This window comes from Pseudomonas sp. PS1(2021), assembly GCF_020405165.1.
Taxonomy (GTDB): domain Bacteria; phylum Pseudomonadota; class Gammaproteobacteria; order Pseudomonadales; family Pseudomonadaceae; genus Pseudomonas; species Pseudomonas aeruginosa.
In genome coordinates, this window is record NZ_CP084484.1 from 3,474,016 (window position 1) to 3,499,453 (window position 25,438).

At 64.1% G+C, this 25,438-nt stretch carries 25 protein-coding genes and 1 pseudogene; 4 read left to right on the forward strand and 22 right to left on the reverse strand.

Annotation, left to right across the window (positions count from 1 at the left end; genetic code table 11):
• Positions 1-42 precede the first annotated feature (42 nt).
• The 22 genes and pseudogenes from LE197_RS16585 to LE197_RS16690 all read right to left on the reverse strand — a co-directional run bounded on the left by LE197_RS16585 (position 43) and on the right by LE197_RS16690 (position 20,818).
• Positions 43-1,317 (reverse strand): hypothetical protein, encoded by a 1,275-nt coding sequence (locus tag LE197_RS16585; RefSeq protein ID WP_003120605.1) that lies wholly within the window; start codon positions 1,315-1,317, stop codon positions 43-45.
• Positions 1,318-1,444: 127 nt separating this feature from the next.
• Positions 1,445-2,518, reverse strand: coding sequence for an FkbM family methyltransferase (locus LE197_RS16590; protein ID WP_014603180.1), 1,074 nt, complete (start codon positions 2,516-2,518; stop codon positions 1,445-1,447).
• 76 nt (positions 2,519-2,594) lie between these two features.
• Positions 2,595-3,215, reverse strand: coding sequence for an acetyltransferase (locus tag LE197_RS16595; protein WP_003125042.1), 621 nt, complete (start codon positions 3,213-3,215; stop codon positions 2,595-2,597).
• Complete coding sequence (locus tag LE197_RS16600; RefSeq protein ID WP_003158206.1) at positions 3,212-4,342, reverse strand: aromatic ring-hydroxylating oxygenase subunit alpha; 1,131 nt, start codon at positions 4,340-4,342, stop codon at positions 3,212-3,214. The genes LE197_RS16595 and LE197_RS16600 overlap by 4 nt, the downstream gene beginning before the upstream one ends.
• A gap of 17 nt (positions 4,343-4,359) precedes the next feature.
• Complete coding sequence (locus LE197_RS16605; protein ID WP_003120609.1) at positions 4,360-4,992, reverse strand: acetyltransferase; 633 nt, start codon at positions 4,990-4,992, stop codon at positions 4,360-4,362.
• Positions 4,993-5,002: 10 nt separating this feature from the next.
• The gene (locus tag LE197_RS16610) at positions 5,003-5,770 is read right to left on the reverse strand and encodes an SDR family NAD(P)-dependent oxidoreductase (protein WP_021205055.1); all 768 of its coding nucleotides are present in this window, start codon (positions 5,768-5,770) and stop codon (positions 5,003-5,005) included.
• 25 nt (positions 5,771-5,795) lie between these two features.
• Positions 5,796-6,836, reverse strand: a complete 1,041-nt coding sequence (locus LE197_RS16615) for a ketoacyl-ACP synthase III (RefSeq protein ID WP_003086420.1) — start codon at positions 6,834-6,836, stop codon at positions 5,796-5,798.
• A gap of 2 nt (positions 6,837-6,838) precedes the next feature.
• Positions 6,839-7,063 carry an acyl carrier protein gene (locus tag LE197_RS16620; RefSeq protein ID WP_003086419.1) on the reverse strand — a complete coding sequence of 75 codons (225 nt, stop codon included), beginning with the start codon at positions 7,061-7,063 and terminating at the stop codon, positions 6,839-6,841.
• 54 nt (positions 7,064-7,117) lie between these two features.
• Positions 7,118-8,254 (reverse strand): annotated as a pseudogene (locus LE197_RS16625) (DegT/DnrJ/EryC1/StrS family aminotransferase).
• A gap of 288 nt (positions 8,255-8,542) precedes the next feature.
• Positions 8,543-9,844: a flagellar hook-associated protein FlgL gene (gene flgL / locus LE197_RS16630; RefSeq protein WP_003086414.1), complete on the reverse strand. Its 1,302-nt coding sequence runs from the start codon at positions 9,842-9,844 to the stop codon at positions 8,543-8,545.
• Between the two features lie 38 nt (positions 9,845-9,882).
• On the reverse strand, positions 9,883-11,931 hold the full coding sequence (flgK, locus tag LE197_RS16635) for a flagellar hook-associated protein FlgK (RefSeq protein ID WP_003449030.1): 2,049 nt from the start codon (positions 11,929-11,931) through the stop codon (positions 9,883-9,885).
• 18 nt (positions 11,932-11,949) lie between these two features.
• Complete coding sequence (gene flgJ, locus LE197_RS16640) at positions 11,950-13,152, reverse strand: flagellar assembly peptidoglycan hydrolase FlgJ (protein ID WP_003116316.1); 1,203 nt, start codon at positions 13,150-13,152, stop codon at positions 11,950-11,952.
• Between the two features lie 10 nt (positions 13,153-13,162).
• Positions 13,163-14,272, reverse strand: coding sequence for a flagellar basal body P-ring protein FlgI (locus LE197_RS16645; RefSeq protein ID WP_003082169.1), 1,110 nt, complete (start codon positions 14,270-14,272; stop codon positions 13,163-13,165).
• An 11-nt stretch (positions 14,273-14,283) separates the two neighbouring features.
• Positions 14,284-14,979, reverse strand: coding sequence for a flagellar basal body L-ring protein FlgH (gene flgH / locus LE197_RS16650; RefSeq protein WP_003082166.1), 696 nt, complete (start codon positions 14,977-14,979; stop codon positions 14,284-14,286).
• Between the two features lie 45 nt (positions 14,980-15,024).
• Positions 15,025-15,810 (reverse strand): flagellar basal-body rod protein FlgG, encoded by a 786-nt coding sequence (flgG, locus tag LE197_RS16655; protein WP_003082164.1) that lies wholly within the window; start codon positions 15,808-15,810, stop codon positions 15,025-15,027.
• Between the two features lie 46 nt (positions 15,811-15,856).
• Positions 15,857-16,606: a flagellar basal-body rod protein FlgF gene (gene flgF / locus LE197_RS16660; protein ID WP_003082159.1), complete on the reverse strand. Its 750-nt coding sequence runs from the start codon at positions 16,604-16,606 to the stop codon at positions 15,857-15,859.
• 217 nt (positions 16,607-16,823) lie between these two features.
• The gene (gene flgE, locus LE197_RS16665) at positions 16,824-18,212 is read right to left on the reverse strand and encodes a flagellar hook protein FlgE (protein WP_023109080.1); all 1,389 of its coding nucleotides are present in this window, start codon (positions 18,210-18,212) and stop codon (positions 16,824-16,826) included.
• Between the two features lie 27 nt (positions 18,213-18,239).
• On the reverse strand, positions 18,240-18,953 hold the full coding sequence (gene flgD, locus LE197_RS16670) for a flagellar hook assembly protein FlgD (RefSeq protein ID WP_003082153.1): 714 nt from the start codon (positions 18,951-18,953) through the stop codon (positions 18,240-18,242).
• 12 nt (positions 18,954-18,965) lie between these two features.
• Positions 18,966-19,406 (reverse strand): flagellar basal body rod protein FlgC, encoded by a 441-nt coding sequence (flgC, locus tag LE197_RS16675; protein ID WP_003082150.1) that lies wholly within the window; start codon positions 19,404-19,406, stop codon positions 18,966-18,968.
• Positions 19,407-19,411: 5 nt separating this feature from the next.
• Complete coding sequence (gene flgB, locus LE197_RS16680) at positions 19,412-19,819, reverse strand: flagellar basal body rod protein FlgB (protein ID WP_003082144.1); 408 nt, start codon at positions 19,817-19,819, stop codon at positions 19,412-19,414.
• Between the two features lie 252 nt (positions 19,820-20,071).
• The gene (locus LE197_RS16685; RefSeq protein WP_003082140.1) at positions 20,072-20,434 is read right to left on the reverse strand and encodes a DUF5064 family protein; all 363 of its coding nucleotides are present in this window, start codon (positions 20,432-20,434) and stop codon (positions 20,072-20,074) included.
• A 66-nt stretch (positions 20,435-20,500) separates the two neighbouring features.
• Positions 20,501-20,818 carry a DUF2288 domain-containing protein gene (locus LE197_RS16690; RefSeq protein WP_003086400.1) on the reverse strand — a complete coding sequence of 106 codons (318 nt, stop codon included), beginning with the start codon at positions 20,816-20,818 and terminating at the stop codon, positions 20,501-20,503.
• A gap of 298 nt (positions 20,819-21,116) precedes the next feature.
• On the opposite strand from LE197_RS16690, the gene LE197_RS16695 reads away from it, so the two are divergent.
• The 4 genes from LE197_RS16695 (at position 21,117) to livG (ending at position 25,436) form a co-directional block, all read left to right on the forward strand.
• Complete coding sequence (locus tag LE197_RS16695) at positions 21,117-22,238, forward strand: branched-chain amino acid ABC transporter substrate-binding protein (RefSeq protein ID WP_003082136.1); 1,122 nt, start codon at positions 21,117-21,119, stop codon at positions 22,236-22,238.
• 260 nt (positions 22,239-22,498) lie between these two features.
• Entirely contained in the window at positions 22,499-23,422 is a 924-nt protein-coding gene (livH, locus tag LE197_RS16700) for a high-affinity branched-chain amino acid ABC transporter permease LivH (protein WP_003086391.1), read from the forward strand.
• Positions 23,419-24,672, forward strand: coding sequence for a high-affinity branched-chain amino acid ABC transporter permease LivM (locus LE197_RS16705; RefSeq protein ID WP_003082131.1), 1,254 nt, complete (start codon positions 23,419-23,421; stop codon positions 24,670-24,672). The genes livH and LE197_RS16705 overlap by 4 nt, the downstream gene beginning before the upstream one ends.
• Positions 24,669-25,436 (forward strand): high-affinity branched-chain amino acid ABC transporter ATP-binding protein LivG, encoded by a 768-nt coding sequence (livG, locus tag LE197_RS16710; protein WP_003082125.1) that lies wholly within the window; start codon positions 24,669-24,671, stop codon positions 25,434-25,436. Before LE197_RS16705 ends, livG begins: the two co-directional genes overlap by 4 nt.
• Positions 25,437-25,438: the final 2 nt, after the last annotated feature.

A 25,438-nucleotide genomic window follows, 5' to 3' on the forward strand; every position in this document is an offset into this window, starting at 1 on the left:
AGTCCCTCATCCGATGGGCGGAAACTGCGTTTTCCGCGACATTTAACCGACCCTACCCCGCCAGAAATCCCGCGAGTTCATGGCAAGTCGGCTGGCGGCCTCCGCCCGCAGCAGAGCTCCATCGCTATCGGAAAACAGGCGGTTCCAGCTTTCAGCGGAAAACGAATAGAACGTGTCACGCTCCAGGTTGAACAGCGCGGTGAACTTCAACGAGTACCAGCTCATATACGGCTCAAGGGCCAGGAGGCGCGCCTGTGCAAAACGGTAAGAGTCGGCCAGGGATTCCACAGGAAAGCCCAGACGCCGGGCATAATCTCGCCAGAGCGCAGATTCGAAGGTGTACTGAGACAGCTCCTGGTAATGCCGCTCCGGCGACAGTTCCAGCCGATCGGACAGCTCGTCGGCGGCCCAGTCTGCCGGACGCGGATCCTCGGGCAGGGACCAGAGCGCCAGCATATCCTCGGTTCTTGCAATCATCGCTTTCTCCGAGAAGTGGAACGGCATGTACTGCCAGGAAGCACCCAGCGAAACCGCGATCTTCCCGGCATTGCGGCCATGCGAGAAGAGTCCGTTGAGCGCCTGGTGAAGCGAACCATGAAGAATGTTGTCGCTGCGGCAACGAACAGCGAACTCGATCCCCTTGTCCGCCAGGCGCTGTACACCCAAGCGTGCCGAACGCAGGATCACATTGCGGTTCATCAAGCCGAGATTCTCCGGCTGTGGAACCAATATCAACTCATCCAGCCAGGGGCGACAGCGCTCGAGCAATTCGCTGGACTGATGGTCCCAGGTCACCATGCACTGGTAGGCGGACGGGAAATGCGAGCGGTTCCAGGCCAGCACCAGCGGCGTGAAGTCGAACGCCAGGCCCTGGACGAAAATACCCATCCGACTGGAAGGCAGATCGCGCCTCATCGTCAGACTTGGGAGCAGCTCGGCGACGTCCTGCATTTCATCGAGCAGCGCCACGTTGCCCGGATCGAAATCGATAGCGCGTACCGTGCGGAACCTGCCATGAAACTGACTGATCTGGTTCATCACTTCGGGGAAGTGGTTGGCCATGACCACGATCAAGGTGTGCTCCAGCGATTCCTGTTCGAGTGCAGACGGCGCCCGAACTTCCACGCCGTGGATGCGCTTCCCCTGATTTTCGGGATAGGGACAGATAGTGTATTGCAGGTTCAGGTACTCGCTCACACACGGGTAGAAATCCTGGAAAAACTGCCCCGCCCCCCATCCGACTAGGCGAACCTTGGAGAGGTCCAGGTCAGGGTACTTGAGGCGTGCGCGCAGCAAGGTTCCGGTAACGATAGACATGTTCAAGACTCTTCAGATTACGAGACGAGCATTCGACGTCCACGACGACATTCATCCGCTGGAAGGTCATGTCTTACCCTCCGGGCCATGGAACGGAAGCCATAGGTGTCGATAGGGAGACGGCCTTTCATGCGGAATACTCCGGCCAGTCGACATACAGAATGGTGTCGTAGAAAAACATCGAATAGTGCCGTAGCCGCAACCGAGCCCCCGGGGCGATCTCATCGATCGCAGCGACAATCTCCAGCAGGTCCGCCACGTGGTGATAACAGGTAATGGCCATGCGCGGCCGGCATTCGCCGATCAGGCGCGCTGCGCCGCGGAGGACCCGCGCTTCGTGGCCCTCCACATCCATTTTGAGCAGGCTCATACGGTCCAGGACGTCGTCCAGGCGCACACAACGCACTTGAACCGCACCATCCGCCTGGACCCGACTGCCCATGGTGCCGTGCGCAGCGAACGCAAGATAGCCCTCATCGTCGGACACGGCCAGGTTGTGCAGCTTCAGCCTGGCATGTCCGTTTAGGGCCGCGTGCATGCGCTGGTAGTTCGCTGGGTCGGGCTCGAAGGCGTGGATCGAGGCGTATCGATGACGGGCTGCCAGCATGAATTTCTTCACCGTATCACCGTCGAAGGCGCCGATATCCACGTAGTGCTCGTCGGTTCGCAGGTCGATCGGATGTCCGGCGCCGCGGTATAGGGAAAAGTATTCCTGCTCTCCCGGACACACGACATCCAGCAGAGCGGAACGGTTTCCATCCAGGCGCAAGCGCATGATGGCATCCAGGGTCTTGCGGCTTGGCTCGTCGGCCAGACGCTCGCGCAGCGAGACGAACTCGGCATGATATTTCACGGCCAGTTCGCGAGTCAGCGCACCGGTCTGGTAGACCAGCGGAATATCCAGCAGATAGAGGAGTTCAGGTAAGTCGAGGGTGGCGCATTTCGCGGCGCTTGAGAGACGGTCCAGCGTCAGCCATGCAGACAGCGAATAGGCGCAGTTCACCGCCGGCCTCCCGGCATGACGGGGATCGCTCAGGTGAGCAGTGGGGATCACTTCGTCGAAGCCATCGACAGTAGTGCCTTCCCTGAAGAGCACATCATCGACGGCGACCAGGCGCACATCAGGCAGGCGCCTGGCCAGGCCGGACGCGATATGGGGTCGATAGATACGCCCGAGATAGGAGCTAGGCACCAGCAACATGAGATATCCACTCTGTTCGCAACGCGCTAGAAAATCCGCTTGTGCAATGCTGCCACCATCCACCATCGACCACCCCTCAATTGTTCAGGATGCGCGCCCCATCGGGCATGAGTTCATCGTAAAAGGAGTAATTGGGCAGCTCCCGGGGAATCCTGCCCGGCAACAACCATTCGCAGTGTCGCCCCACCCGGGTGTCGGCGAGCGCGACGCTGCCCGCACCCAGCGTGCTGCCCTGGCCGATCTCCACTCGCCGTCCCAACTGCACGCCAGCGAGCAGCGTGCTACAGGTTCCGACCCGGCAGTCCTCCTCCACCAGGACCTGCAGCTCCAGCCAACTGCCAGTGCCGATGCGGGCACGACCGGCGAGCACGCAACCGGCGCCGACGAACACGTTGCCCAGCAGTCGCACGCCTTCGCCGACGATGGCCTGAGGCGAGACGATATCGAATAGCCGGTAGCCCGCCAGGCGGATGTCCGCGATGAGCTTGTGGCGGGCGTAGTTCACCGCCCGCTCGTCCAGCGCCACGAATACTTCGCTTTCCGCAGCGGGGTAGCGTTCGAGCAGAGGCGCAATATCGAAGTTGTGTCGATCCGCAGCATTCAGCTCCAGGACCCGGTGTTCCAGTCCCCGTTCCCGCGCGGTACTGTCCGCCCGTTCGAGCGCGCGCCCTTCCCCGACGATGATCGTCTGCTTCATGCCCTCTCCCCCAGTACCTGCGCGCGATACCACAGGTGCTGGCGCACCAGCTGCACCTCGTAGTCGCCGTGCATGAACGGCGGCGAATGTGCGCCCAGCCCCTCCTGGAGGCGTTCCAGAACCAGGGTGTCCTCGCCGATCACGTTACGCTCGCCGCGAATCAGGGTGCTCAGCAAAGCGCTGAAATCGGTCTTCGGATCCTTGCGCCGGGCAGTCATCATCCACAGGTGGTAGTCGGTCTCGCCGGGTGCCACCGGATCGTACTGCTGGAGCAGGAAGTGCTCGCCACGGACGCTGCAGAAGTTCACGTTCGGGTAGATGAACCAGTTGTAGTAGGCGTGCTCGTCGCCGTAGCCCTCGCAGAGGTCGGAGAACCAGCTCTTGTAAGGCTGGATCGGCGCCTTGGTGGGGAAGCTCAGCGAACGCAGCTCCGGCGTTTCGCCTTCCTGCAGCAGGCGCAGCACCTCGGACGGCACCGCAGCCTCGCGTGCCAAACCGCGCACCGGAGCGGTCATCACCGGGAGGAAGGTCTTCGGATGGACGAAAGGAACGTGGTTGTAGTCTTTCACGTTCTCCATGTTCAGCTTCCAGTTGTAGCGCACCTTGTGGCAGCTGTAGATCAGCCGCGTATCCAGGTGCGAGGAGACCTCCCGCAAGGTTTCCAGGAATCCATCGTCGAACTGCTCGCGCAGCGGCAACGGGTCGTCCGCCAGGTTGACGAACAGCAGTTGCCCCACCTCTTCCAGGTGCAGCTTGCGCAAGCCGATCCGCGCCCGCTCCTCGGCGCTGAACTGGTACAGGCTGGAGTTCGGAATGCCCTGTAGCTGCCCCTCGGCACCGAACGACCAGGCATGGTACGGGCAGACCAGCGGTCGCTGGCCGGTGCATTCGGTCTGGATCGCCGACAGACGATGCGGACACTGGTTGAGAAAGGCCCGAATGCCGGACTCGGTACGCTGCACCACGACCGGCACGCCGGCGATCTTGCGGGTGAAGAACTGGTTGCGCTCGCGCACCATCGAACTGAAGCCGACGAAGATCCAGAGCCTGCCGAACAGCCTTTCGCGCTCCAGCGCGAGCGTCTGCGGCTCGGTGTAGTGCGCTGCGTCCAGCGCATGGCGAGTCATGTCCACATCCACAACCTTCACTTGCTGAAAATAACCCGGGCCGGATTGCCGACCACGGTCTGTCCGGCCGCCACGTCCTTGAACACCACCGCGCCCATGCCCACCACGGCGTCTTCGCCGATACTGACGTCGCGGGCGATCATCGCCCCGGAGTTGATCACCGCGCGATCGCCCACCTTCACGTAGCCAGCCAGCAGGCAGCGCGGGCCGATGTGTACATAGTCGCCGATGACCACGTCGTGGCCGAGCATGGTTTGCTGGTCGATGAAACCGTAGGCGCCGATACGGCAGTCCACGCCGCTGCTCACGTCGTAGCCGAAGAAGGTCGGGCCGTAGCTGGTCCGCACGCCAAGGGTGCAGCGGGTGCGGATAGCGACGAACTCGGCGCCCTTCGCCAGCAGGCATGCGACCTGCTTCTGGCGACTGAGCGGATCGCCGACCGCGGCGACGAACAGTTGGTCAGGCTCGGCGACGAAGCTCTCCGGATACCCGAGCCACGGATAGTAGAGCGACTCCGCGACCGCTTCGGGGCCGCGTTCGTCGAGAAACCCGCCGATCACCCAGTCGATGCCGTGACTGTAGTCGACCTGCAGCTGGGCCAACACCTGACGCCCCAACCCACCGGCGCCGAGGATGATGATCCTCTTCATTGCATCGTCCTCAACTGATGGTCAGGCCGCCGTCCATCACCAGGGTCGTGCCGGTCACCCAGCGGCTGGCATCGGAAAGCATGAAGATAGCGGCGTTGGCGATATCCTCGGGCTTGCCGAAGCCCAGCGGATAATTGTTGCGCTCGGTGTCCATGGAACCCACGACCTGGGCCGTAGCTTCCAGCAGCGGTGTTTCCACCAGCGCCGGCGACAGGCAATTGACCCGGATCCGCCGTTTCACCACTTCCATGGCCAGGCAGCGGGACATGGCGATCAGAGCAGCCTTGGTTCCCGAGTATGCGCCCACTCCGGCAACCCCGATGTGGGCGGCGATGGAAGCGATGAACAGGATCGAGCCGCCGGCCGCGATCAGGTTGCGCTTCAGCAGCGCCTGGGTAAGCAGCATCGGCGAGTCGACATTGATCGACTGAACCTCGTGCAGGTGCGCTTCGCTCATCATACGGACCGGACATAGACGGGAGATCCCCGCGCTATGCACTACCCCATGGATTTCGCCATCGAGCGCCGCGACCAAGGCGGCACGCTGCTCGGCGACCGTGAGATCGACCTGGATCGCCTGGTGCGACAAATCGGAAATCGCCTGCAACGCTTCCAGGCTGGCGCCCAGGCGCTGTGGGTCGCGACCGCTGACGATCAATTCGGCGCCCATCCGCGCGCAGCTCTGCGCGATGGCCAGGCCCAGGCCGGAACTGGCGCCGGTGACCAGGATGCGCCTGCCCGACAGGCTGAAGGGATTGAAGGAAGTCTCGTCGTTCACTTGGCTGATTCCGCGTTCAAGGCACTCAGGATTCGATCAGATCGGGGAACTTCGCCCCTTCGATATCCACCAGGCAGGTACCCCAGGACAGGCCGATACCGAAGCCGCAGAGCAACACGCGATTGCGGCCGGCCTCGAGTTCCCGGTTGATCCGCGCGGTCATGGTCACCGGCAGCGAGGCGCCGCTTGTGTTGCCGAAGTCGCGCAGGGTCGAAGGCACCTTCTCTACCGGCAGGCCGAGCTTCTTGCGGATGGTCTCGTTGATCATCCGGTTGGCCTGGTGGAAAACGAAGTAGTCCACTTCGTCCTTGCTCGCACCGGCATAGTCGAGCAGCTTTTCCACCGCCGGCGGTACGCGCTGGGTGGAGAAGCTGAGTACGGCGGTGCCGTCGAGCTGCAGGTCGATGGCACGGTGCCAATGGTCGTTCTCGTCCTCGCGGAACGGCATCAGGTGCTGCACGCCGACCGGTTCGCGATGGCCGCCCACCGGCAGGATGATGGCCTTGTAGCCGCTGCCGTCGCTGTTCAGGTCGAAGTGCATCGGCGGCGCGCCTTCGCAGAACTCCAGCGCCGTCGCGGTGCCCGCGTCGGAGAAGATCGGATCGTTGACACTGGCGCCGCGGTCGCCGACCAGCACAAGGCCCTTCTTCACCCCGCCGGCGGCGATCAGCGAACCCAGCAGGTTGAGGGCGAACGGATAGGCCGAGCAACCCAGGTTGACGTCGAAGGCCACGGTGGAATGCGGCAGCCCCAGGCGGTCCTGGAGGATGATCGCGGTAGCCGGCGCCAGGTAGTCGGGAGACTGGGTCACGACGATCAGCGCATCGACCTCCTCGCGCTTCCACTCCAGGCTTTCCAGCAGGCGCTCGGCGGCGTCGAAGGCCAGGTCGGAGAAGCACTGCCACTCCTGCGCCATGCGCCGCGTCTCGATGCCGATGTTGCGCACCAGGCGTTCGCGCTCGGCGCGCAACTGCGGCTTGCAGTCGGTCAGGTTGGAGATAACGCGCTTGGGGACGCAGGTCGCCATCCCGGCGAAACGGACGTTCTTCAGCGTGGAGGTGGCCATGGTCAGAGTCCGAGCATCTGGTAGAGGTCGCCCACCGTGCGAGCCTTGATCAGGTCTTCACCGGTGATGGTCTTGCCGTATTCCATGTCGAACATGACGATGACCCCGAGCGCGGCCAGCGAGTCCCATTCCGGCAGGTCTTCGAGCTGGGTGTCCATGCTGACCTCGACGGGATTCTGGAAATCGGTGGCGGAAAGGAAGTCTTCGATGAATTTTGCTTGGCTCATTTCTTGTCTACCTGAGTGAGGCGGTTGTTCATTCTGTTATCGGTCGCGACGGGCTCAACTTGATGCTCGCCGCCGCGGCATGGCGGCGGAAGCGATCAGGCCGGCGACGAACTCGACGTCTGCGGCGGCCAGCCCGGGATAGATCGGCAGGCACAGCACCCGCTAGGAAATCGACCGCGCCACCGGAAGATTGGCGGGCGCCGCCGAGGGCAGCGAATGGTACATGGGGAAGTCGCTGATGAGTGGGTAGAAGTAGCGCCGCACCAGCACATCCCTGTCGCGCAGGCGCTGGTACAGCTCGTCGCGCGAAAGCGGAAAATCGTCTTCCACCAGGATCGGGAAATAGGCGTTGTTGGCGAAGGTCTGGGTACCAGGCCGGAGGCACTGGATGCCAGGGACGCCGGCCAGCAGGCGCCGATAGCGCTCGGCGATCTCCCTGCGCTGCTCCAGGGCCTGGTCGACGTGCTTGAGTTGCAGCAGCCCGAAGGCAGCGCCGACCTCGTTGAGCTTGCCGTTGATGCCGGGCATGACCACCGTGACCTCGTCGACGAAGCCGAAATTCTTAAGGTGGTTGAGGCGTTGCCGGGTGTTTTCGTCCGAGCAGATGATCGCACCGCCCTCGAAGGTGTTGAACACCTTGGTGGCATGGAAGCTGAGGATGCTCAGGTCGCCGTGGCGCAGCACGCTGCCGCCGGCGTCGCGCACGGCGAAGGCATGCGCGGCATCGTAGATGACCTTCAGGTGGTGGATATCGGCGATCCGCTGGATCGCCTCGACATCGCAGGGGTTGCCGTAGCAATGCACCGGCAGGATCGCGGTGGTCTGCGGGGTGATCGCCGCCTCGATCCGCGACGGGTCGAGATTCATGGAGTCCTGGTCGATGTCCACGAAGATCGGCTTGAGCCCGTTCCACAGCAGCGCGTGGCTGGTGGCGACGAAGGAGTACGGCGTGGTGATCACCTCGCCGGTCACCCGCAATGCCTGCAGCGCGGTGATGAGCGCCAGAGTGGCGTTGGCGAAGAGCACGATGTGCTTCACCCCCAGGTACTCGCACAGGGCCTCTTCCAACGCATGGTGCATGTCGCCCCCGTTGGTCAGGAAACGGCTCTCCCAGATCTTTTCCAGGTAGGGGATGAACTCTTCCAGGGGCGGCAGCAGCGGGCTGGTGACCGGGATCGTCTTGTTGTTCATGTAGGGCCCTGATGAATGGATACTCAGGCGAGTAAAGGGCGAAAAACCCGAGCACGCCACTCTATGCAAGGCCCGTACCCAAAGAGCTTGATGCAGGTCAAAGCCCCTGGTCGCGCGGCCCCTGGCTGTTCCACAGGCGCTGCGGCGCGAATCGGCAGTCAAACTTCTGACAAATTCTCCCGTGTTTCCGTAGACCTTGCGGAACATACCCTCCAGCGACACAGGTACAGTCCCTGCGAACGAAAAGGCCCATGACGGAGTCATGGGCCCTGTTCCACAGAGGGACTGTCACTTCAGGTAGTTGAACAGGCTCAACCCCTGGATCTTCACGTAGCTCTGCTGCGCGGCATCCATGATAGTGGACTGCAACGACAGCCGCGACAACGCCTCGGCGTAGTCCAGGTCCTGGATCTGCGACATCACCGACGCATTCACCAGCTTCACATCGTCGATGAAGGTCTCGGTGCTTTCCACGGTATTCAGGCGCGCGCCGATCTTGCCCTGGCCGCCATCCACGGCGGCAGCCACGGCGGAGAGGTTGGTCAGGGCCACCGCCGTCGCATCGCGGATGGCGTCGTTGCCGGCCTGGTTGTCGGTGGAGCTTTCCAGGGCCTTGCGCAGGTCCGACACCACGTTCAGCAGGCTGCGCTTCTCGCTGCCCGGCTTGTAGTTGACGTTGAACTCGTCGCCCGCCTTCGGCGTGCCGTCGATCGTCACGCTGACACCGGCGTAGAGCACCTTGTCGATGGTCTTCGGGTCGTCGTCGATGGCGCCCTTGGACAATTGCCAGGCCGGCGGCGAATTCGGATCGTAGGTGGTCCAGTCATAGCCCGGAGGCAGGCTCTTCGGATCGTAGACCACATACTCCTTGTCGCTGACGAAGTGGATGTTGAAGCCGTCGGTTGCCGCAGGCGGATTGCTCGCCGGGAACTGGCTGTCGAAGGCCAGCTCGTCCTCGACCAGGCCGACCGAGATGCGACCGTCGCCGGTATTGCCAGCCGCCGCCTTGGTATCGAGACGAGCGGCATTGACGATGTCCTCGAACAGCACCTTGCCGCTGTCGCTGACCGGAATCCGCGTGCTGCTGGCGATCTGCACCTCGCGCTGGCTCTCGTCGCCCATGTAGCTGTAGGTGCCGTCCTCGTTGCGCACGAACGGCTGCACCGAGCCCTGGGACCCGGAAAACAGGTATTTGCCACTCGCGTCGCGGCTGTTGAGCAGGTTCAGCAACTCGTCCTCGCGCTGGCGCAACTCGCTGGCCAGCGACTTCTTGTCGTTGGAGTCCAGTGCGCCGTCGCCGGCCTGGCCGGCGATCTCGCGGATGCGCTGGAGGACGTTGCCGACCGAACGGAGGATGGTTTCCTCCTGGCTCAGGCTGTTCTTCGCCTCGGTCATGCCGGTCTTGTACTGCTCGTTCAATCCCTGTTCCTGGTCCAGGCGCAACAGGCGTACCGAACCGACCGGGTCGTCCGCCGGGGTCAGGATGCGCTTGCCGGTGCTGATCTGCTCGAAGGTACGGTTCAGGTCCGCGTAGTTGCGGGAAATCCCGTTGACCGAGTTGTTGAAGGCCTGGATGGTGGAAATGCGCATGGTGGCGGTCTCGCTGGCTTAGGCCCCGTCGAGAGAACTCAACGGAACGCTCCAATCAGGGTATCGAACAAAGTGCGGGCAACTTGAATCACCTGGGCCGAGGCACCGTAGTACTGCTGGAACTGGATCAGGTTGGCCGCCTCTTCGTCGAGGCTCACCCCGGACAACGAATCGCGGCTGTCCTGGGCCTGCTTCAGCACCGTGGCGCTGGCCTCGCTGCTGGCACGCACCTGGGCGGTCAGGGTGCCGACCCGCTCGACCAGGCCACCATAGGCCTCGTTGTAGGTGGAACCGGTGTTGTCGGTGCCGCCGACGGTCGGCTTGGTCTGCAGGGCCAGCAGGTTGAGAGCGTTGCGGTTGTCGGAAATGCCCTTGTCGTTGAAGCCCAGCTTGAAGCTGTCGGAGTTCTGCGGTACGCCGCTGAGCTCGAATTCGTAGCTGTATTTCTGCCCGCTCGGGTCGGTGAACGCCATGCGCACGGTATTGGTATTGCCGCTGGTCAGCGTCGGGCTGCCGCTCAGGGCGTTACCGTCCTTGTCGACGTAGTTCCAGCCGGCCGGCAACGGCGAGGACAGGGTATAGGTCTTGCCGTCGGCGCTGAGCGTCGCGCCCAGGCTGATCCCGTTGGGCCCGAACGCGCCCTGTAGCACCGCCGGGTCCACCGGCGACGGACCGCTGGTGAGGGTCGGCGCGCCGATCTTGCCGGTGCCGCGGTTTTCGGTGGTCGATTCGGTACGCGCGGTACCGGCGAACGCCAGTTGCGAGGCATTCTTCAGCGTCGCCTCGATATCCGCCGCGCCACGCCGGGTCGGCTGCAGGGTGAAGCGGTCGCCGGCAGCCGGGAGCTGGTCGAGGGTCAGGTTGAAGCCCTGGTCGACGCCGTTGGCATCCTTGAACGAGAGGGTGTAGGGACCGGTACCGCTGACCGTGACCTGCATGCTTGCGTCGTCGCCCAGGCGCCGCGCGGTGAAATTGGTGCCGTCGAAGTCCAGGCGGAAATCGCTGGAATTCAGCTTGCTGGTATCGGTGATGTTCAGGTTGGCGTGGACATTGCCGGTGTTGCCGTTCTTCGCCAGGACCCGCAGCGCGGTGATGTCCGGATCGTTGATGTCGCCGAACAGGTTGGCGCCGGCCTTGCCGGCCAGGTCGAGGCCCTGCCCCAACTGCTTGTTGATGGTATCGGCGAGGGTGATCGCCAACTGCCCGAGCTTGTTGTAGCTGCTGTCCAGGGCGCTGTTGCGGTAGGCCAGCAAGCCACCCATCTCGCCGCCGGACACCAGGCCGGTGACGTTCTGTATGGAGTTGCCGTTGCTCAGTTGCACCTGGTAGCGGGTCGGGTCATCCAGCCCGGGCACCACGCTCAGGGTCGACACAGTATTGCCCACCACCAGCGGCTGGCCGCTACCGATGAACAGGCTGACGCTGTTGTCGTCCTGGGTGACCGCGGTCACCCCGATCATCTCGGACAGCTTGCGCACGGCTTCGTCGCGCGCATCCATCAGGTCGTTGGGCACCGCGCCCGCCGACTTGGCCTTGGCGATGGCATCGTTGTAGCTGGCCACGCTCTGCGACAGATGGTTGACCTGCGAAGCCAGCGCGCCCAGTTGCTGGTTGATCAGGCTGTTCTGCTTGTCCAACTGGTCGTAGAGGGTATTGAAGGTCTTGCCCAGCCCCTCGGCCTGGGCAAGCACAGCCTCGCGCGCTTCGGTCGAGGAGGGATTGTTGGCGGCGGCCTGCAGTGCGGCGAAGAAGCGCTGCATGGCCGGGCTGACGCCGGTGGTGGTGTTGGACAACAGGCCGTCGAGCTGCTCGATCTGGCTACGGAATGCGCTCAACTCGCTGTTCTGGCTGGTGGCGTTGCGCAACTGGCCGGTGAGGAAGTCACTGGCCAGGCGGCGCACGTCGACGATCTGGCTGCCCGAGCCCATGTAGCCGGCACCGCTGAACTGCGGGACCTGGGTCTGCTGGATGGCATCCTGGCGGCTGTAGCCCGGCGTCTTGACGTTGGTGATGTTGTGCCCGGTGATGGTCAGCCAGGTCTGGCTGGTGCCGAGGCCGGACAGGCCTATCGAGAGTAGGTCGGACATGGGTCAGTTCCTCCTTGCTCAACCCAGAGGCGGCGTGCCGGCGGCGGCGACGGCCTGGTAGGTCTGCATCTGTCTGGCGATCTGCGCCACCTTGCGGGCGTACTGCGGATCGGTGGCGTAGCCGGCGCGCTGCAGTTCCTGCATGAAGCGCTCGGGGTTGGCGGCGCTGTCCAGGGCGTTCTGGTAGCGGTCGTTGCCCTGGAGGAAGCTGACGTAGTCGTGGAAGCTCTGCTCGAACGACGAGTAGGAGCGGAACGCCGCGACTTCCTTGACCGCCTTGCCGCCTTCGTATTCGGTGGTGAGAGCGCGCGCCGAGGCACCATCCCAGCGGCTGCCGGTCTTGATGCCGAACAGGTTGTGGCTGCTGCCGCCATCCTGCTGGCGGATGATCGATTTGCCCCAGCCGGTCTCCAGCGCGGCCTGGGCCACCAGGTAGCGGGCATCGACGCCGATCCGCTCGGCGGCCTTCTGGGCCATCGGCAGCATGGTGGCGATGAACTCGTCGGCCGAGGCGAACATCGACTTGCCCCTGGCCAGCGGCGGCTGGGCGATGCGCCGGCTGCCCTGGCTGTCGACGCCATCGGTGGAGAAACCGCGGCGGCTCGCCGCCGGGTAGCTCTGCGCCGGCAGGTAGCTGTCCTGGCCCAGGCTCTGCATCTGGCTGGCGGCCGGCGAGGCGGAGGGAACGATGCCGGCGAGCATGCGCTCGGCCAGCTTGCCCGGCAGCGCCAGGCGCCTCTGGTTGAGCAGCTTCGAGTCGTCGCGGCCGGCTTCCGGCATCGGCAGGGCCTTGCCGGCCTGCGCGCTGGGGTTGCTCGGCCAGCGACCGGCGCCGTTCTCGGCGACCCGGGCGAACGGGTTTTCGCCGTTGCCCCTGGAGCCTTGCTTCATCTTCGACAACTGGCGCACCAGCACGTCGGCCAGGCCGATGCCGCCGGCATTCTTCGACAGGCTCACCGACAGTTGCTGGTCGTACATGTCCTGGTACTGCTTGGTGGTCTGGCTGTTCATGAAATTGCCGTCGCCCAGCGCTTCGTTGGCCGAACGCATGGACTTGAGCATCTCGTTGAGGAACAGCGATTCGAATTCCTGGGCGACCTTGCGGATGTTCGCCTCGCCGTCGCGGTCCTTGCCGACCTTGAGCTGGTTGAGGCGGTTGAGATCGGTATAGGAGCCGCTGTCGGGGCCTGCGCCGATACCGCTGAGCAAACGGGAATCCATGGCGTCGTCCTCAGATCACGATCAGGTCGGCCTGCAACGCGCCGGCCTGCTTCAGGGCTTCGAGGATCGCCATCAGGTCGCTCGGCGCGGCGCCGACCTGGTTCACCGCGCGGACGATGTCGTCCAGGGTGGTGCCGGGACCGAACTTGAACATCGGCTTGGTCTCCTCCTCGGCGTTCACCCGCGAGCGCGGCACCACCGCGGTCTGGCCGTTGGAGAAGGCACCGGGCTGGCTGACGATCGGGTCCTCGGTGATGCTCACGGTCAGGCTGCCGTGGGTGACGGCGGCCGGCGATACCTTGACGTTCTGGCCGATGACGATGGTGCCGGTGCGCGAATTGATGATGACCTTGGCCACCGCCTCGCCCGGCTGCACGTCGAGGTTCTCCAGGATCGACAGGTAGTCGACCCGCTGGTTCGGGTCGAGCGGCGCGCTGACCCGCACCGAGCCGCCGTCCACCGCATGGGCGACGCCCGGACCGAGCAGTTCGTTGATGCGGTCGACGATGCGCTTGGCAGTGGTGAAGTCCGGGCGGTTGAGGTTCAGCGTCAGGCTGTTGCCCTGGTCGAAGCCGCTCGGCACCGCGCGTTCGACGGTGGCGCCGGCCGGGATACGTCCGGCGGACGGTACGTTGACGGTGATCTTCGAGCCGTCGCGGCCTTCGGCGTCGAAGCCGCCGACCACCAGGTTGCCCTGGGCGACCGCGTAGACCTGGCCGTCGATACCTTTCAGCGGAGTCATCAGCAGGCTGCCGCCGCGCAGGCTCTTGGCGTTGCCGATGGACGACACGGTGACGTCGATCGGCTGGCCCGGCTTGGCGAACGGCGGCAGGTCGGCATGCACCGATACCGCGGCGACGTTCTTCAACTGCACGTTGCCGACGTTGGCCGGCACCTTGATGCCGAACTGCGCCAGCATGTTGTTGAAGGTCTGCAGGGTGAACGGCGTCTGCGTGGTCTGGTCGCCACTGCCGCTCAGGCCGACCACCAGGCCATAGCCGATCAACTGGTTGGTCCGCACGCCCTGGATGCTGGCGATATCCTTCAACCGCTCGGCCTGGGCCGCGCCGGCGGCCAGGAGCAGCGCGGCGAGGGCCAGCAGGTGCTTGAACTTGGTCATCGCGAGCGTCCTCAGAACGGCCACAGCGGGCTGAGGAAGAAGCGGTCCAGCCAGCCCGGCTGACTGGCATCGGCGAAGGCGCCGGTGCCGGAGTAGGTGATCCGGGCGTCGGCCACGCGGGTCGAGGACACGGTGTTGTCGGTGGCGATATCGTCGGCGCGGACCAGGCCGGCGATGCGCACCAGCTCGTTGCCGGTGTTCAGGGTCATCCACTTCTCGCCGCGCACGGAGAGGATGCCGTTGGGCAGCACCTCGGCCACGGTCACGGTGATCGAGCCGGTCAGGCTGTTGCTCTGCCCCGCCTGGCTATCGCCCTTGGCGTCGCGCGAGCCGCCGTATTCGGCGCTGAGGCTGAGGTCGCCGCCGCCGATCGGGTTGTTGGTGGTCATGCCGCTACCGAACAGCGAGGTCAGCCCCATCTTGGTCTTGCTGTCCTTCTGGATATCGGAGTTGGCTTTCTTGCTCGCCTGGGTCTTCTCGTTGAGGGTGATGGTAATGATGTCGCCCACGCGGAAGGCCTTGCGGTCGTCGTAGAGGTTCTGCTCGAAGCCGGCCTGGTAGATCGCGCCGTTGTTCTGCGCGGCGGGCAGCGGGGTGCGCGGCAGCACCGGCGCGTAGTACGGATCGTTCGGCTTCGGCGGTGGATTGACGCAACCGCCCAGGGCGGTGGCGATGCCAAGCAGGGAGACGATCATCAGCCGGTTCATATCAAGCTACCTCGCGGCGTACAGCCAGGGCCCGGTCAGGGCCCGTCAAAGATTCTGGGTGACGAAGGACAACATCTGGTCGGCGGTGGAGATGACCTTGGAGTTCATCTCGTAGGCGCGCTGGGTGGTGATCATGTTCACCAGTTCCTCGACCACGTTGACGTTGGAGTTTTCCAGGGTGTTCTGGGCAACCGTGCCGAGGCCGTTGAGACCCGGCGTACCGACCTGGGGCGCGCCGCTGGAGCCGGTTTCCAGGAACAGGTTGTTGCCGATGGCCTGCAGGCCGGCCGGGTTGATGAAGTCGGCGGTCTGGATGTTGCCGATCACCTGCGGCTGGGCGTTGCCGGTGGTGGTCACCGAGACGGTGCCGTCCTGGCCGACGGTGAAGGTCTGGGTCTCGTTGGGCACCACGATCGCTGGCTCCAGGGCGAAGCCGTTGGAGGTGACGATCTGCCCGTCGGAGTTCAGGTGGAAGCTGCCGTCGCGGGTGTAGGACACGGTGCCGTCCGGCAGCAGGACCTGGAAGAAGCCGCGCCCGTTGACCGCCATGTCCAGCGGCTGCTCGGTGGTCTGCAGGCTGCCCGGGGTGAAGATCTTCTGGGTGCCGACGACGCGCACACCGGTACCCAGTTGCAGGCCCGAAGGCAGCTCGCTGTCCTGGGTCGACTGGCCGCCCGGCTGGCGCCGGATCTGGTACAGCAGGTCCTGGAACTCCGCGCGGTCGCGCTTGAAGCCGGTGGTGGATACGTTGGCCAGGTTGTTGGAAATGGTGGTCAGGTTCATGTCCTGGGCGGACAGACCGGTCTTGCTGACCCACAGTGCCGATAACATCGTCGTGCTCCTCGGGTGCCGGTTTTATGGCACCACGCTCAAGTGATTAGCTGATTTGCAAAACCCGCGCCATGGCCGCCGAATCGTCCTCGGCGGTGCGCATCATCTTCACGTGCAGCTCGAATTGACGGGACAGCGAGAGGATCGCGGTCATCTCTTCCACCGCGTTCACGTTGCTGCTTTCCAGGAAACCGGAGACTACCTTCACGTTGGCGTCGGCCAGCGGCGCCTGCTCGCCCGGCTGCGGCTTGTAGTGCAGCAGGCCGTCGGTACCCTTCTCCATCTGCTTCAGGTTCGGGTTGACCAGCTTGATCCGGTCCACCACGGCGACCACGTTGGGGTTCTCGCCAAGGGCGCGGATGCTGATGGTGCCGTCCTGGCCGATCTCCACCTTTTCCTCCGGCGGCACGGCGATCGGCCCACCGTTGCCGAGCACCGGCAAGCCGTCGCCGGTGCGCAGCATGCCGAGGGCGTCGATATGCATGCCGGCGGTACGCACGTAGGCCTCGCTGCCATCCGGCGCCTGGACCGCGACGAAGCCGTCGCCGTCGATGGCGATGTCCAGCTCGTTGCCGGTTTCCTGGAGGCTGCCATGGCTGAAATCGGTACCGGGCCGCTCGCTCATGGCGAATACCCGCGCCGGGAAGCTGTCGCCGAACACCTGCATCGAACGCGCCTGCTCGAAGTCGCGACGAAAGCCGCTGGTCGAAATGTTCGCCAGGTTGTTGGCATGAGCACGCATCGCCAGGGTGTTCTGGCTGGCCCCGCTCATGGAGACGTACAGCATCTTGTCCATCGAATCCTCCAGGCACCGGCACAATCCGCCGGGCTTTCTTGCAGGTTATCCAGCAAGCGCCGTGCCAGAATTCGAAAAAACAATTAATACATTGATTTAAAAGGACTTTATAAAACAGAAAGCCTCCTTTCGGAGGCTTCGGGGGCAACCCCTGGCCAGGGGTTGCCGCTGGCGGCAAGGGCCTTGCCGATGCCCGGACGGCACCGGCACGCCGTCATCAGCGCAGGTTGATGATGGTCTGGGTCACCGCATCCTCGGTCTGGATGGTCTTGGCATTGGCCTGGTAGTTGCGCTGGTGGACGATGAGGTTCACCAGTTCGTTGGAGATGTCCACGTTGGACGCTTCCAGCGCGCCGGATTGCAACGCCCCCAGGGTGCCCGAGCGCGGCGCGCCGACCGCCGGCTCGCCGGACTCCGAGGACTGCACCCAGGAGGTCTTGCCGATCGGCGTCAGGCCCTGGATGTTGGCGAAGTTGGCCAGCACCACCTGGCCCTGCACCGTGGACTGGCCGTTGGTGTAGCGGGCGAAGATCACCCCGGTGTCGTCGATTTCCAGGCCTGCCAGCTGACCGGTGGTGTAGCCGTCCTGGATCGGGTTGCTCTGGGCGAACGCGGTGGAGTACTGGGTGGTCTTGCGCATGTCGAAGGAGATGCCGCTGGCGGCACCGGTCGCGCCGTTCCAGGCGTAGGTCGGCGGGGTCTTGCCGTCCGAGGCCGCCGGAATCCAGCCGGTGCCGGGAGTCGGCGGATTGCCGGTGGCCGGACTGAACTGGATCACGTTGGTGGTCGCGTCGATGCTGAAGCCCGGCCCGCTGGTGCTGCCGTCCGGCGCCCGAACCGAGGTCATCTGGCCGCTGGCGTCGAAGGTGACGTTGAAGCTCATCGGCGTCTTGTTCGACGGATCGAGCGGATTGACGCCGTCGATCAGCACTTTCATGGTCCAGCTGTTCTCCGGAATCGGCGGGGTCGCATTCGGGTCCGGCTCGTTCTTGATGAAGAACTGGCTCATGGTGTGGGAGTTGCCCTGGCTGTCATAGATGCCCAGCGAAGAGGACGAGTTGTAGGTAGCGGCGTCGGACGGATCGAACGGCGTCACGGTCGGCGGCTTCAGCGTCGAGTTGAGGTTGTACGACTGCTGGATGCTCGAGGTGGCCTGCGGCGCCTGATTGGCGCGCTCGACCTTGAGGTCGGTGACCACGCCGTTCTGCAACTGGCCGTTCGGCCCGACGGCATAGCCTTGCAGGCGGTAGCCGTTGTTGTCGACGATGAAATCCTGCTTGTCGGTATTGAAGTAGCCGGCGCGGGTGTAGCTGATCGCCCCGTTGTTGCTGGTGACGAAGAAGCCGTTGCCGTTGATGGCCAGGTCCAGCACGCTGTTGGTCGAGTCGATGTTGCCCTGCTTGAACATCTGCGAGACGTCCGAGAGCAGCACGCCGCTGCCCTGCGGGTTGCTGCCCGAACCCAGCACCGAGGCGGCGTAGACGTCGGCGAACTCCGCGCGGGATTGCTTGAAGCCTACGGTGCCGGCGTTGGCGATGTTGTTGCCGGTGACGTTCAGGCCGCTGGAGGCCGCCTGGATGCCGCTCAGGCCGATGTTGAAACTCATGGATAGCTCCTTGCCGGAAACGCCGGCTTACTGGCCGATGATCTGTACTTTGGACAGCGCGATGCTGCCCAGGCCTGCGAGGTTGAGCATCAGCTCGCCGCCGTTCTGCCCCAGGGTGACGCTGTCGACGTTGGCCGGCAGGTAGGTCTGGAGCCCGTAGGTCTTGCCGTCGATCGAGGTCTGCGCCTCGAACTTGTAGGTGCCCGGCGGCATGATGTTGCCGCTGCTGTCCTTGCCGTCCCACATGAAGCTGACGCTGCCGGCAGCCTGCTGGCCGAGGTTGATGCGATTGACCACGGTGCCCTTGTCGTCGTAGACGTTGACCCATACGTTGCTGCTGGAGACCGGCAGGTTGAGGGACGCCTTGAAGGTGTCCTTGGTGTCCACCACCGACTTGTCGGTCGCCACGATGACCTTGCGCCCCACCAGCGACGAGGCTTGCAGGGCCTGCGACGACTGGTAGTTGGAGAGAATGCTCTCCATGCTCTTGTTCAGCGACTGCACGCCTTCCACGGTGCTGAACTGGGCCAGTTGGGCGATGAACTCGCCGTTCTGCTGCGGCGACATCGGGTCCTGGTTCTTCAACTGGGCCACCAGCAGCTTGAGGAATTCGTCCTTGCCAAGGTTGCTGCTGCCCTTGACGCTCTGCCCGGTCTCGGTGGCGCCGCTGCCGGCGGCGCGCTTGCTGCCGTTGACGTTGCCGGTGTTGCTGCTGGTGCCGCTGACGTTATCGATGCTCATGCTCTACTCCGCTCACTGACCCAGGGTCAGGACCTTCTGCATCATCTGTTTGGCGGTATTCATCATTTCCGCGTTGGTCTGGAAGGCACGGCTGGCGGAAATCATGTCGGCCATTTCCTCGACCACGTTCACATTGGGGTAATACACGTAGCCGTTGGCATCCGCGGCCGGATGGTTCGGCTCGTAGCGCGGCATCAGCGAACTCTGGTCCTCGACGATGCCCAGCACCTGCACGCCGGCGCCGGAGCTGTCCTGGTCGGCGAACAGCGAGCCGCTGTCGCCCTGGGCCTGCTGGAACATGGTGGAGAACACCGGATGGCGGGCGCGGTAGGTCTTGTCGACGCTGGAGGAAACCGTCTCGGCGTTGGCGATGTTGCTGGCCACGGTGTTCAGGCGGGTGCTCTGGGCGCTCATGCCGCTACCGGCAATGTTGAAGACACTGGCGAGGGACATGGCGGTTACTCTCCACGCAGGGCGCTGACCAGCCCTTTGAATTTGCTGTTGAGGAAGGTGAAGGACGCCTGGAAGTGCATGGCGTTCTCGGCGTAGTTGGCCTGCTCGATCTGGGCGTCGACAGTGTTCTGGTCGATCGACGGCTGGACCGGGATGCGGTACTGCAGGCTGCCCTCGCCCATGCCGAAACCTTCGGCGGCGATATGCCGCTCGTTGGTGGTGCGGGTGGCGAAGGTACCCTTGGCGGCCTTGTCCTTCTGCTCGGCGAGAACCGCGGCGAAGTCCAGGTCGCGAGCCTTGTAGTTCGGGGTATCGGCGTTGGCCAGGTTGTTGGCCAGCACTTCGGCGCGCTGGGCGCGGAAGCTGAGGGCCTGCTGGTGGATACCGAGTGCTCTGTCGAAACTGATGCTCATGGCTGCGAACCTGTTTGCCGGTGTGGCTTTCGTCGCCAACACTTCAGCAAGGCCCATGCCAAATTATTAAAAACCTTTATATTCAATAACTTAAGTTTATTTAAGGGTAACCCGGAAGCGGCAAGCGGCAAGCCGCTTCCGCTTGCCGGCAAGGGTGGCAAGCCCCTGGAACGGCTTCTCCGGCAAACGAAAAAAGGCCCGATATCGTCGATATCGGGCCTTTCCCATGCTTCCGGCCGCCGGGAACACGGCTCACTCGTGGCGAATGATCCGCTCGAGATCCACCGGTTCGCCGGGATGGGCATGCAGCTTGGCGCGAATGTCCTCGAACATCGCATCGTATTCCTTGTGCACCCGGGTGATCGCGCCGAACTTCGGGTGCAGGCCGTGCTTCTGGGCGACCCGCGTGGCATCGCTGGCGAAGTTGAAGGCGGTATCGCGCGGCAGCTCGAAGGAGTCGCTGAACGGCTTGCCGTCGATCTCGCCGTCCATGTCGAAGTGCACATAGGCGCCGGATTCGGCGTTCTGCCGCACCTCGTAGCGGATATGGATATTGATGTCCTGCTGGTCGAGGCCGGGCAGGCTGACCAGATGGAGGTGGCCTGGTTCGAACATGACGAATCTCCTGGTGGGAATCGGAATCAGTCTAGCCAGGGTCGAGCGAAAGAAAACCGCCCTGGATCAGTGCAACGTCGCTTTTTCCGCGCGTTCCTGAATGACCACCCAGGGCGCCACCACCACCGCCCAGAGGGTCGGGTCGCGTTCGAGGAAGTCCTTGGCCGCATCCTCCCCGACCTTGCTCAGGCCGCCGCCGGAAAGCCAGGCGGCGACCTTCTCGCGGTCGTCCCCGGCCAGGGCCTCGGCGACTTCCACCAGGTCCAGCGCGGCATCGACCTGGAGCAAGGCGCCACGGGCGAAAAACGGTTGCAGCTCGGCCCAGGAAATGACCGCGGTCTCGCCGAGCAGCTTGGCATAGAGGGTGCTAGTTTGTTCTGTCATGGGATCTACCTGGATTGCATGGGCGCCATGATAACGCCCGCCGGTAGCCCACGACAGCCGAAGGGAAACCGGGCCCAAGGAGGTGAGGCAGGTCCGCGCCGTTTTTCTATACGTTTATGTCAACCAGGCGACACGACTCACGGGAGCTCGCCGTGCCGTGCTTTTCAAGCGACGAAGCGCCGCTCTACACTGTACCGGTACAGTTCCCGGGGTCCGTCCATGACGATCACCCGGTCTCCTCCGGCCCCCGCGGCCGCGAGACTACAACAATGACAACACACAAGAAGAGTGGAGCACTATGAAGAAGGGTACTCAGCGTCTATCCCGCCTGTTCGCCGCGATGGCCATTGCCGGGTTCGCCAGCTACTCCATGGCCGCCGACACCATCAAGATCGCCCTGGCTGGCCCGGTCACCGGTCCGGTAGCCCAGTACGGCGACATGCAGCGCGCCGGTGCGCTGATGGCAATCGAACAGATCAACAAGGCAGGCGGCGTGAACGGCGCGCAACTCGAAGGCGTGATCTACGACGACGCCTGCGATCCCAAGCAGGCCGTGGCGGTCGCCAACAAGGTGGTCAACGACGGCGTCAAGTTCGTGGTCGGCCATGTCTGCTCCAGCTCCACCCAACCCGCCACCGACATCTACGAAGACGAAGGCGTGCTGATGATCACCCCGTCGGCCACCGCCCCGGAAATCACCTCGCGCGGCTACAAGCTGATCTTCCGCACGATCGGCCTGGACAACATGCAGGGCCCGGTGGCCGGCAAGTTCATCGCCGAACGCTACAAGGACAAGACCATCGCGGTACTGCACGACAAGCAGCAGTACGGCGAAGGCATCGCCACCGAGGTGAAGAAGACCGTGGAAGACGCCGGCATCAAGGTTGCCGTCTTCGAAGGCCTGAACGCCGGCGACAAGGACTTCAACGCGCTGATCAGCAAGCTGAAGAAAGCCGGCGTGCAGTTCGTCTACTTCGGCGGCTACCACCCGGAAATGGGCCTGCTGCTGCGCCAGGCCAAGCAGGCCGGGCTGGACGCGCGCTTCATGGGCCCGGAAGGGGTCGGCAACAGCGAAATCACCGCGATCGCCGGCGACGCTTCGGAAGGCATGCTGGCGACCCTGCCGCGCGCCTTCGAGCAGGATCCGAAGAACAAGGCCCTGATCGACGCCTTCAAGGCGAAGAACCAGGATCCGAGCGGCATCTTCGTCCTGCCCGCCTACTCCGCGGTCACCGTGATCGCCAAGGGCATCGAGAAAGCCGGCGAGGCCGATCCGGAGAAGGTCGCCGAGGCCCTGCGCGCCAACACCTTCGAGACTCCCACCGGGAACCTCGGGTTCGACGAGAAGGGCGACCTGAAGAACTTCGACTTCACCGTCTACGAGTGGCACAAGGACGCCACCCGGACCGAGGTCAAGTAAGCATCGTTGCAGTACGGAGCCCACGTCACCCACCGTGGGCTTTGTTTTAGTACCCGCATGATTCCGCGAGCGGCGGCCCGGCAAGGGCAGGCGAAGACCGGCAGCGTTCACTCCTGGTGGACGGGAGCGCGGCTTTCCCCTGCCTCCCGCCGGCCCGCCGCGCGCCGGATCGTGACGGGTCTCAGCAGCGTTCCGGCCCCACACCCGCGAGCCGAACGTCTACCTGCCGTACAACGGCGGGCGTTTAGCGAGAGAGTCCCATGCCCGAGATTTATCATTACCTACAACAATTGGTTAACGGCCTGACCGTCGGCAGCACCTATGCGCTGATCGCGATCGGCTACACCATGGTCTACGGCATCATCGGCATGATCAACTTCGCCCACGGCGAGGTGTACATGATCGGCTCGTACATCGCCTTCATCGCTATCACCCTGCTGGCGATGATGGGGCTGGACAGCGTTCCGCTGATGATGCTCGCCGCATTCGCCGCCAGCATCATCGTCACCAGTGCTTTCGGCTACAGCATCGAGCGGGTCGCCTACCGCCCGTTGCGCGGCGGCAACCGCCTGATCCCGCTGATCTCCGCGATCGGCATGTCGATCTTCCTGCAGAACGCCGTGATGCTCTCGCAGGACTCCAAGGAAAAGGCCATCCCGACCCTGCTGCCCGGCAACTTCGTGTTCGGCGAAAGCAGCATGAACGGCGTGGTGATCTCCTATATGCAGATCCTGATCTTCGTCGTCACCTTCCTGGTGATGTTCGGCCTCACCCTGTTCATCTCCCGCTCCCGCCTGGGCCGCGCCTGCCGCGCCTGCGCCGAGGACCTGAAGATGACCAACCTGCTGGGTATCAACAGCAACAACATCATCGCCCTCACCTTCGTCATCGGCGCCGCCCTGGCCGCCGTCGCCGCGGTGCTGCTGGGCATGCAGTACGGCGTGATCAACCCCGGGATCGGCTTCCTCGCCGGGATCAAGGCGTTCACCGCCGCGGTGCTCGGCGGCATCGGCAGCATCCCCGGCGCCATGCTCGGCGGCCTGCTGCTGGGCGTCGCCGAAGCCTTCGGCGCCGACGTGTTCGGCGACCAGTACAAGGACGTGGTGGCCTTCGGCCTGCTGATCCTGGTGCTGCTGTTCCGACCTACCGGCATCCTCGGTCGTCCGGAGGTGGAAAAAGTATGAGCCAGTCCCTCAAGCGCGCGCTGTTCAGCGCCCTCCTCGTGATCCTGGTGTCCTATCCGATCCTCGGCCTGAAGCTGCGCACCGTCGGCATCAAGCTCGAGGTCCTCGGCGCCGATGCGCAGACCCTCTGGACCATCGCCGCGGCCGCCCTGGCCATGTTCGTCTGGCAGCTGTTCCGCGACCGCATCCCGCTCAAGCTGGGTCGCGGCGTCGGCTACAAGGTCAACGGCAGCGGCCTGAAGAACTTCCTCAGCCTGCCATCGACCCAGCGCTGGGCGGTCCTCGCCCTGGTCGTGGTGGCTTTCGTCTGGCCGTTCTTCGCCTCGCGCGGGGCGGTGGACATCGCCACCCTGATCCTGATCTACGTGATGCTCGGCATCGGCCTGAACATCGTGGTCGGCCTGGCCGGCCTGCTCGATCTCGGCTACGTCGGCTTCTACGCGGTAGGTGCCTACACCTACGCGCTGCTCGCCGAGTACGCCGGGTTCGGCTTCTGGACCGCCCTGCCGATCGCCGGGATGATGGCCGCGCTGTTCGGCTTCCTCCTCGGCTTCCCGGTGCTGCGCCTGCGCGGCGACTACCTGGCGATCGTGACCCTCGGCTTCGGCGAGATCATCCGCATCCTGCTGCGCAACATGACCGAGATCACCGGCGGCCCCAACGGCATCGGCTCGATCCCCAAGCCGACCCTGTTCGGCCTGACCTTCGAACGCCGCGCGCCGGAAGGCATGCAGACCTTCCACGAGTTCTTCGGCATCGCCTACAACACCAACTACAAGGTCATCCTGCTCTACGTGGTGGCCCTGCTGCTGGTGCTGCTGGCCCTGTTCGTGATCAACCGGCTGATGCGCATGCCGATCGGTCGCGCCTGGGAAGCGCTGCGCGAGGACGAAGTGGCCTGCCGCGCTCTCGGTCTCAACCCGACCATCGTCAAGCTCTCCGCCTTCACCATCGGCGCCAGCTTCGCCGGTTTCGCCGGCAGCTTCTTCGCCGCCCGCCAGGGCCTGGTGACGCCTGAGTCCTTCACCTTCATCGAGTCGGCGATGATCCTTGCGATCGTCGTGCTCGGCGGCATGGGTTCGCAGCTCGGCGTGATACTCGCCGCGGTGGTGATGGTGCTGCTCCAGGAAATGCGCGGGTTCAACGAATACCGCATGCTGATCTTCGGCCTGACCATGATCGTGATGATGATCTGGCGTCCCCAGGGACTGCTGCCGATGCAACGCCCGCACCTGGAGCTGAAGCCATGAGCCGACCGATTCTCGAAGTGAGCGGCCTGACCATGCGCTTCGGCGGCCTGCTGGCCGTCAACGGCGTCAACCTGAAGGTCGAGGAAAAGCAGGTGGTCTCGATGATCGGCCCGAACGGCGCCGGCAAGACCACCGTGTTCAACTGCCTGACCGGCTTCTACCAGCCCACCGGCGGCCTGATCCGCCTCGACGGCGAGGAGATCCAGGGCCTGCCCGGTCACAAGATCGCTCGCAAGGGCGTGGTGCGGACCTTCCAGAACGTCCGCCTGTTCAAGGAAATGACCGCGGTGGAGAACCTGCTGGTCGCCCAGCACCGCCACCTCAACACCAACTTCCTCGCCGGCCTGTTCAAGACCCCGGCATTCCGCCGCAGCGAGCGCGAGGCCATGGAGTACGCCGCGCACTGGCTGGAGGAAGTCAACCTTACCGAGTTCGCCAACCGCAGCGCCGGCACCCTCGCCTATGGCCAGCAGCGACGCCTGGAGATCGCCCGCTGCATGATGACCCGCCCGCGGATCCTCATGCTCGACGAGCCGGCCGCCGGCCTCAACCCGAAGGAGACCGACGACCTCAAGGCGCTGATCGCCAAGCTGCGCAGCGAGCACAACGTGACGGTATTGCTGATCGAGCACGACATGAAGCTGGTGATGAGCATTTCCGACCATATCGTGGTGATCAACCAGGGCGCCCCCCTGGCCGACGGGACGCCGGAGCAGATCCGCGACAACCCGGACGTGATCAAGGCTTATCTGGGGGAAGCGTGAGC

Coding starts and splice junctions, on each gene's coding strand:
- LE197_RS16585 (WP_003120605.1), bottom strand. CDS start 1,317: ATGTCTATCGTTACCGGAACCTTGCTGCGCGCACGCCTCAAGTACCCT.
- LE197_RS16590 (WP_014603180.1), bottom strand. CDS start 2,518: ATGTTGCTGGTGCCTAGCTCCTATCTCGGGCGTATCTATCGACCCCAT.
- LE197_RS16595 (WP_003125042.1), bottom strand. CDS start 3,215: ATGAAGCAGACGATCATCGTCGGGGAAGGGCGCGCGCTCGAACGGGCG.
- LE197_RS16600 (WP_003158206.1), bottom strand. CDS start 4,342: ATGACTCGCCATGCGCTGGACGCAGCGCACTACACCGAGCCGCAGACG.
- LE197_RS16605 (WP_003120609.1), bottom strand. CDS start 4,992: ATGAAGAGGATCATCATCCTCGGCGCCGGTGGGTTGGGGCGTCAGGTG.
- LE197_RS16615 (WP_003086420.1), bottom strand. CDS start 6,836: ATGGCCACCTCCACGCTGAAGAACGTCCGTTTCGCCGGGATGGCGACC.
- LE197_RS16620 (WP_003086419.1), bottom strand. CDS start 7,063: ATGAGCCAAGCAAAATTCATCGAAGACTTCCTTTCCGCCACCGATTTC.
- flgL (WP_003086414.1), bottom strand. CDS start 9,844: ATGCGCATTTCCACCATCCAGGCCTTCAACAACTCGGTCAACGGGATT.
- flgK (WP_003449030.1), bottom strand. CDS start 11,931: ATGTCCGACCTACTCTCGATAGGCCTGTCCGGCCTCGGCACCAGCCAG.
- flgJ (WP_003116316.1), bottom strand. CDS start 13,152: ATGGATTCCCGTTTGCTCAGCGGTATCGGCGCAGGCCCCGACAGCGGC.
- LE197_RS16645 (WP_003082169.1), bottom strand. CDS start 14,272: ATGACCAAGTTCAAGCACCTGCTGGCCCTCGCCGCGCTGCTCCTGGCC.
- flgH (WP_003082166.1), bottom strand. CDS start 14,979: ATGAACCGGCTGATGATCGTCTCCCTGCTTGGCATCGCCACCGCCCTG.
- flgG (WP_003082164.1), bottom strand. CDS start 15,810: ATGTTATCGGCACTGTGGGTCAGCAAGACCGGTCTGTCCGCCCAGGAC.
- flgF (WP_003082159.1), bottom strand. CDS start 16,606: ATGGACAAGATGCTGTACGTCTCCATGAGCGGGGCCAGCCAGAACACC.
- flgE (WP_023109080.1), bottom strand. CDS start 18,212: ATGAGTTTCAACATCGGCCTGAGCGGCATCCAGGCGGCCTCCAGCGGC.
- flgD (WP_003082153.1), bottom strand. CDS start 18,953: ATGAGCATCGATAACGTCAGCGGCACCAGCAGCAACACCGGCAACGTC.
- flgC (WP_003082150.1), bottom strand. CDS start 19,406: ATGTCCCTCGCCAGTGTCTTCAACATTGCCGGTAGCGGCATGAGCGCC.
- flgB (WP_003082144.1), bottom strand. CDS start 19,819: ATGAGCATCAGTTTCGACAGAGCACTCGGTATCCACCAGCAGGCCCTC.
- LE197_RS16685 (WP_003082140.1), bottom strand. CDS start 20,434: ATGTTCGAACCAGGCCACCTCCATCTGGTCAGCCTGCCCGGCCTCGAC.
- LE197_RS16690 (WP_003086400.1), bottom strand. CDS start 20,818: ATGACAGAACAAACTAGCACCCTCTATGCCAAGCTGCTCGGCGAGACC.
- LE197_RS16695 (WP_003082136.1), top strand. CDS start 21,117: ATGAAGAAGGGTACTCAGCGTCTATCCCGCCTGTTCGCCGCGATGGCC.
- livH (WP_003086391.1), top strand. CDS start 22,499: ATGCCCGAGATTTATCATTACCTACAACAATTGGTTAACGGCCTGACC.
- LE197_RS16705 (WP_003082131.1), top strand. CDS start 23,419: ATGAGCCAGTCCCTCAAGCGCGCGCTGTTCAGCGCCCTCCTCGTGATC.
- livG (WP_003082125.1), top strand. CDS start 24,669: ATGAGCCGACCGATTCTCGAAGTGAGCGGCCTGACCATGCGCTTCGGC.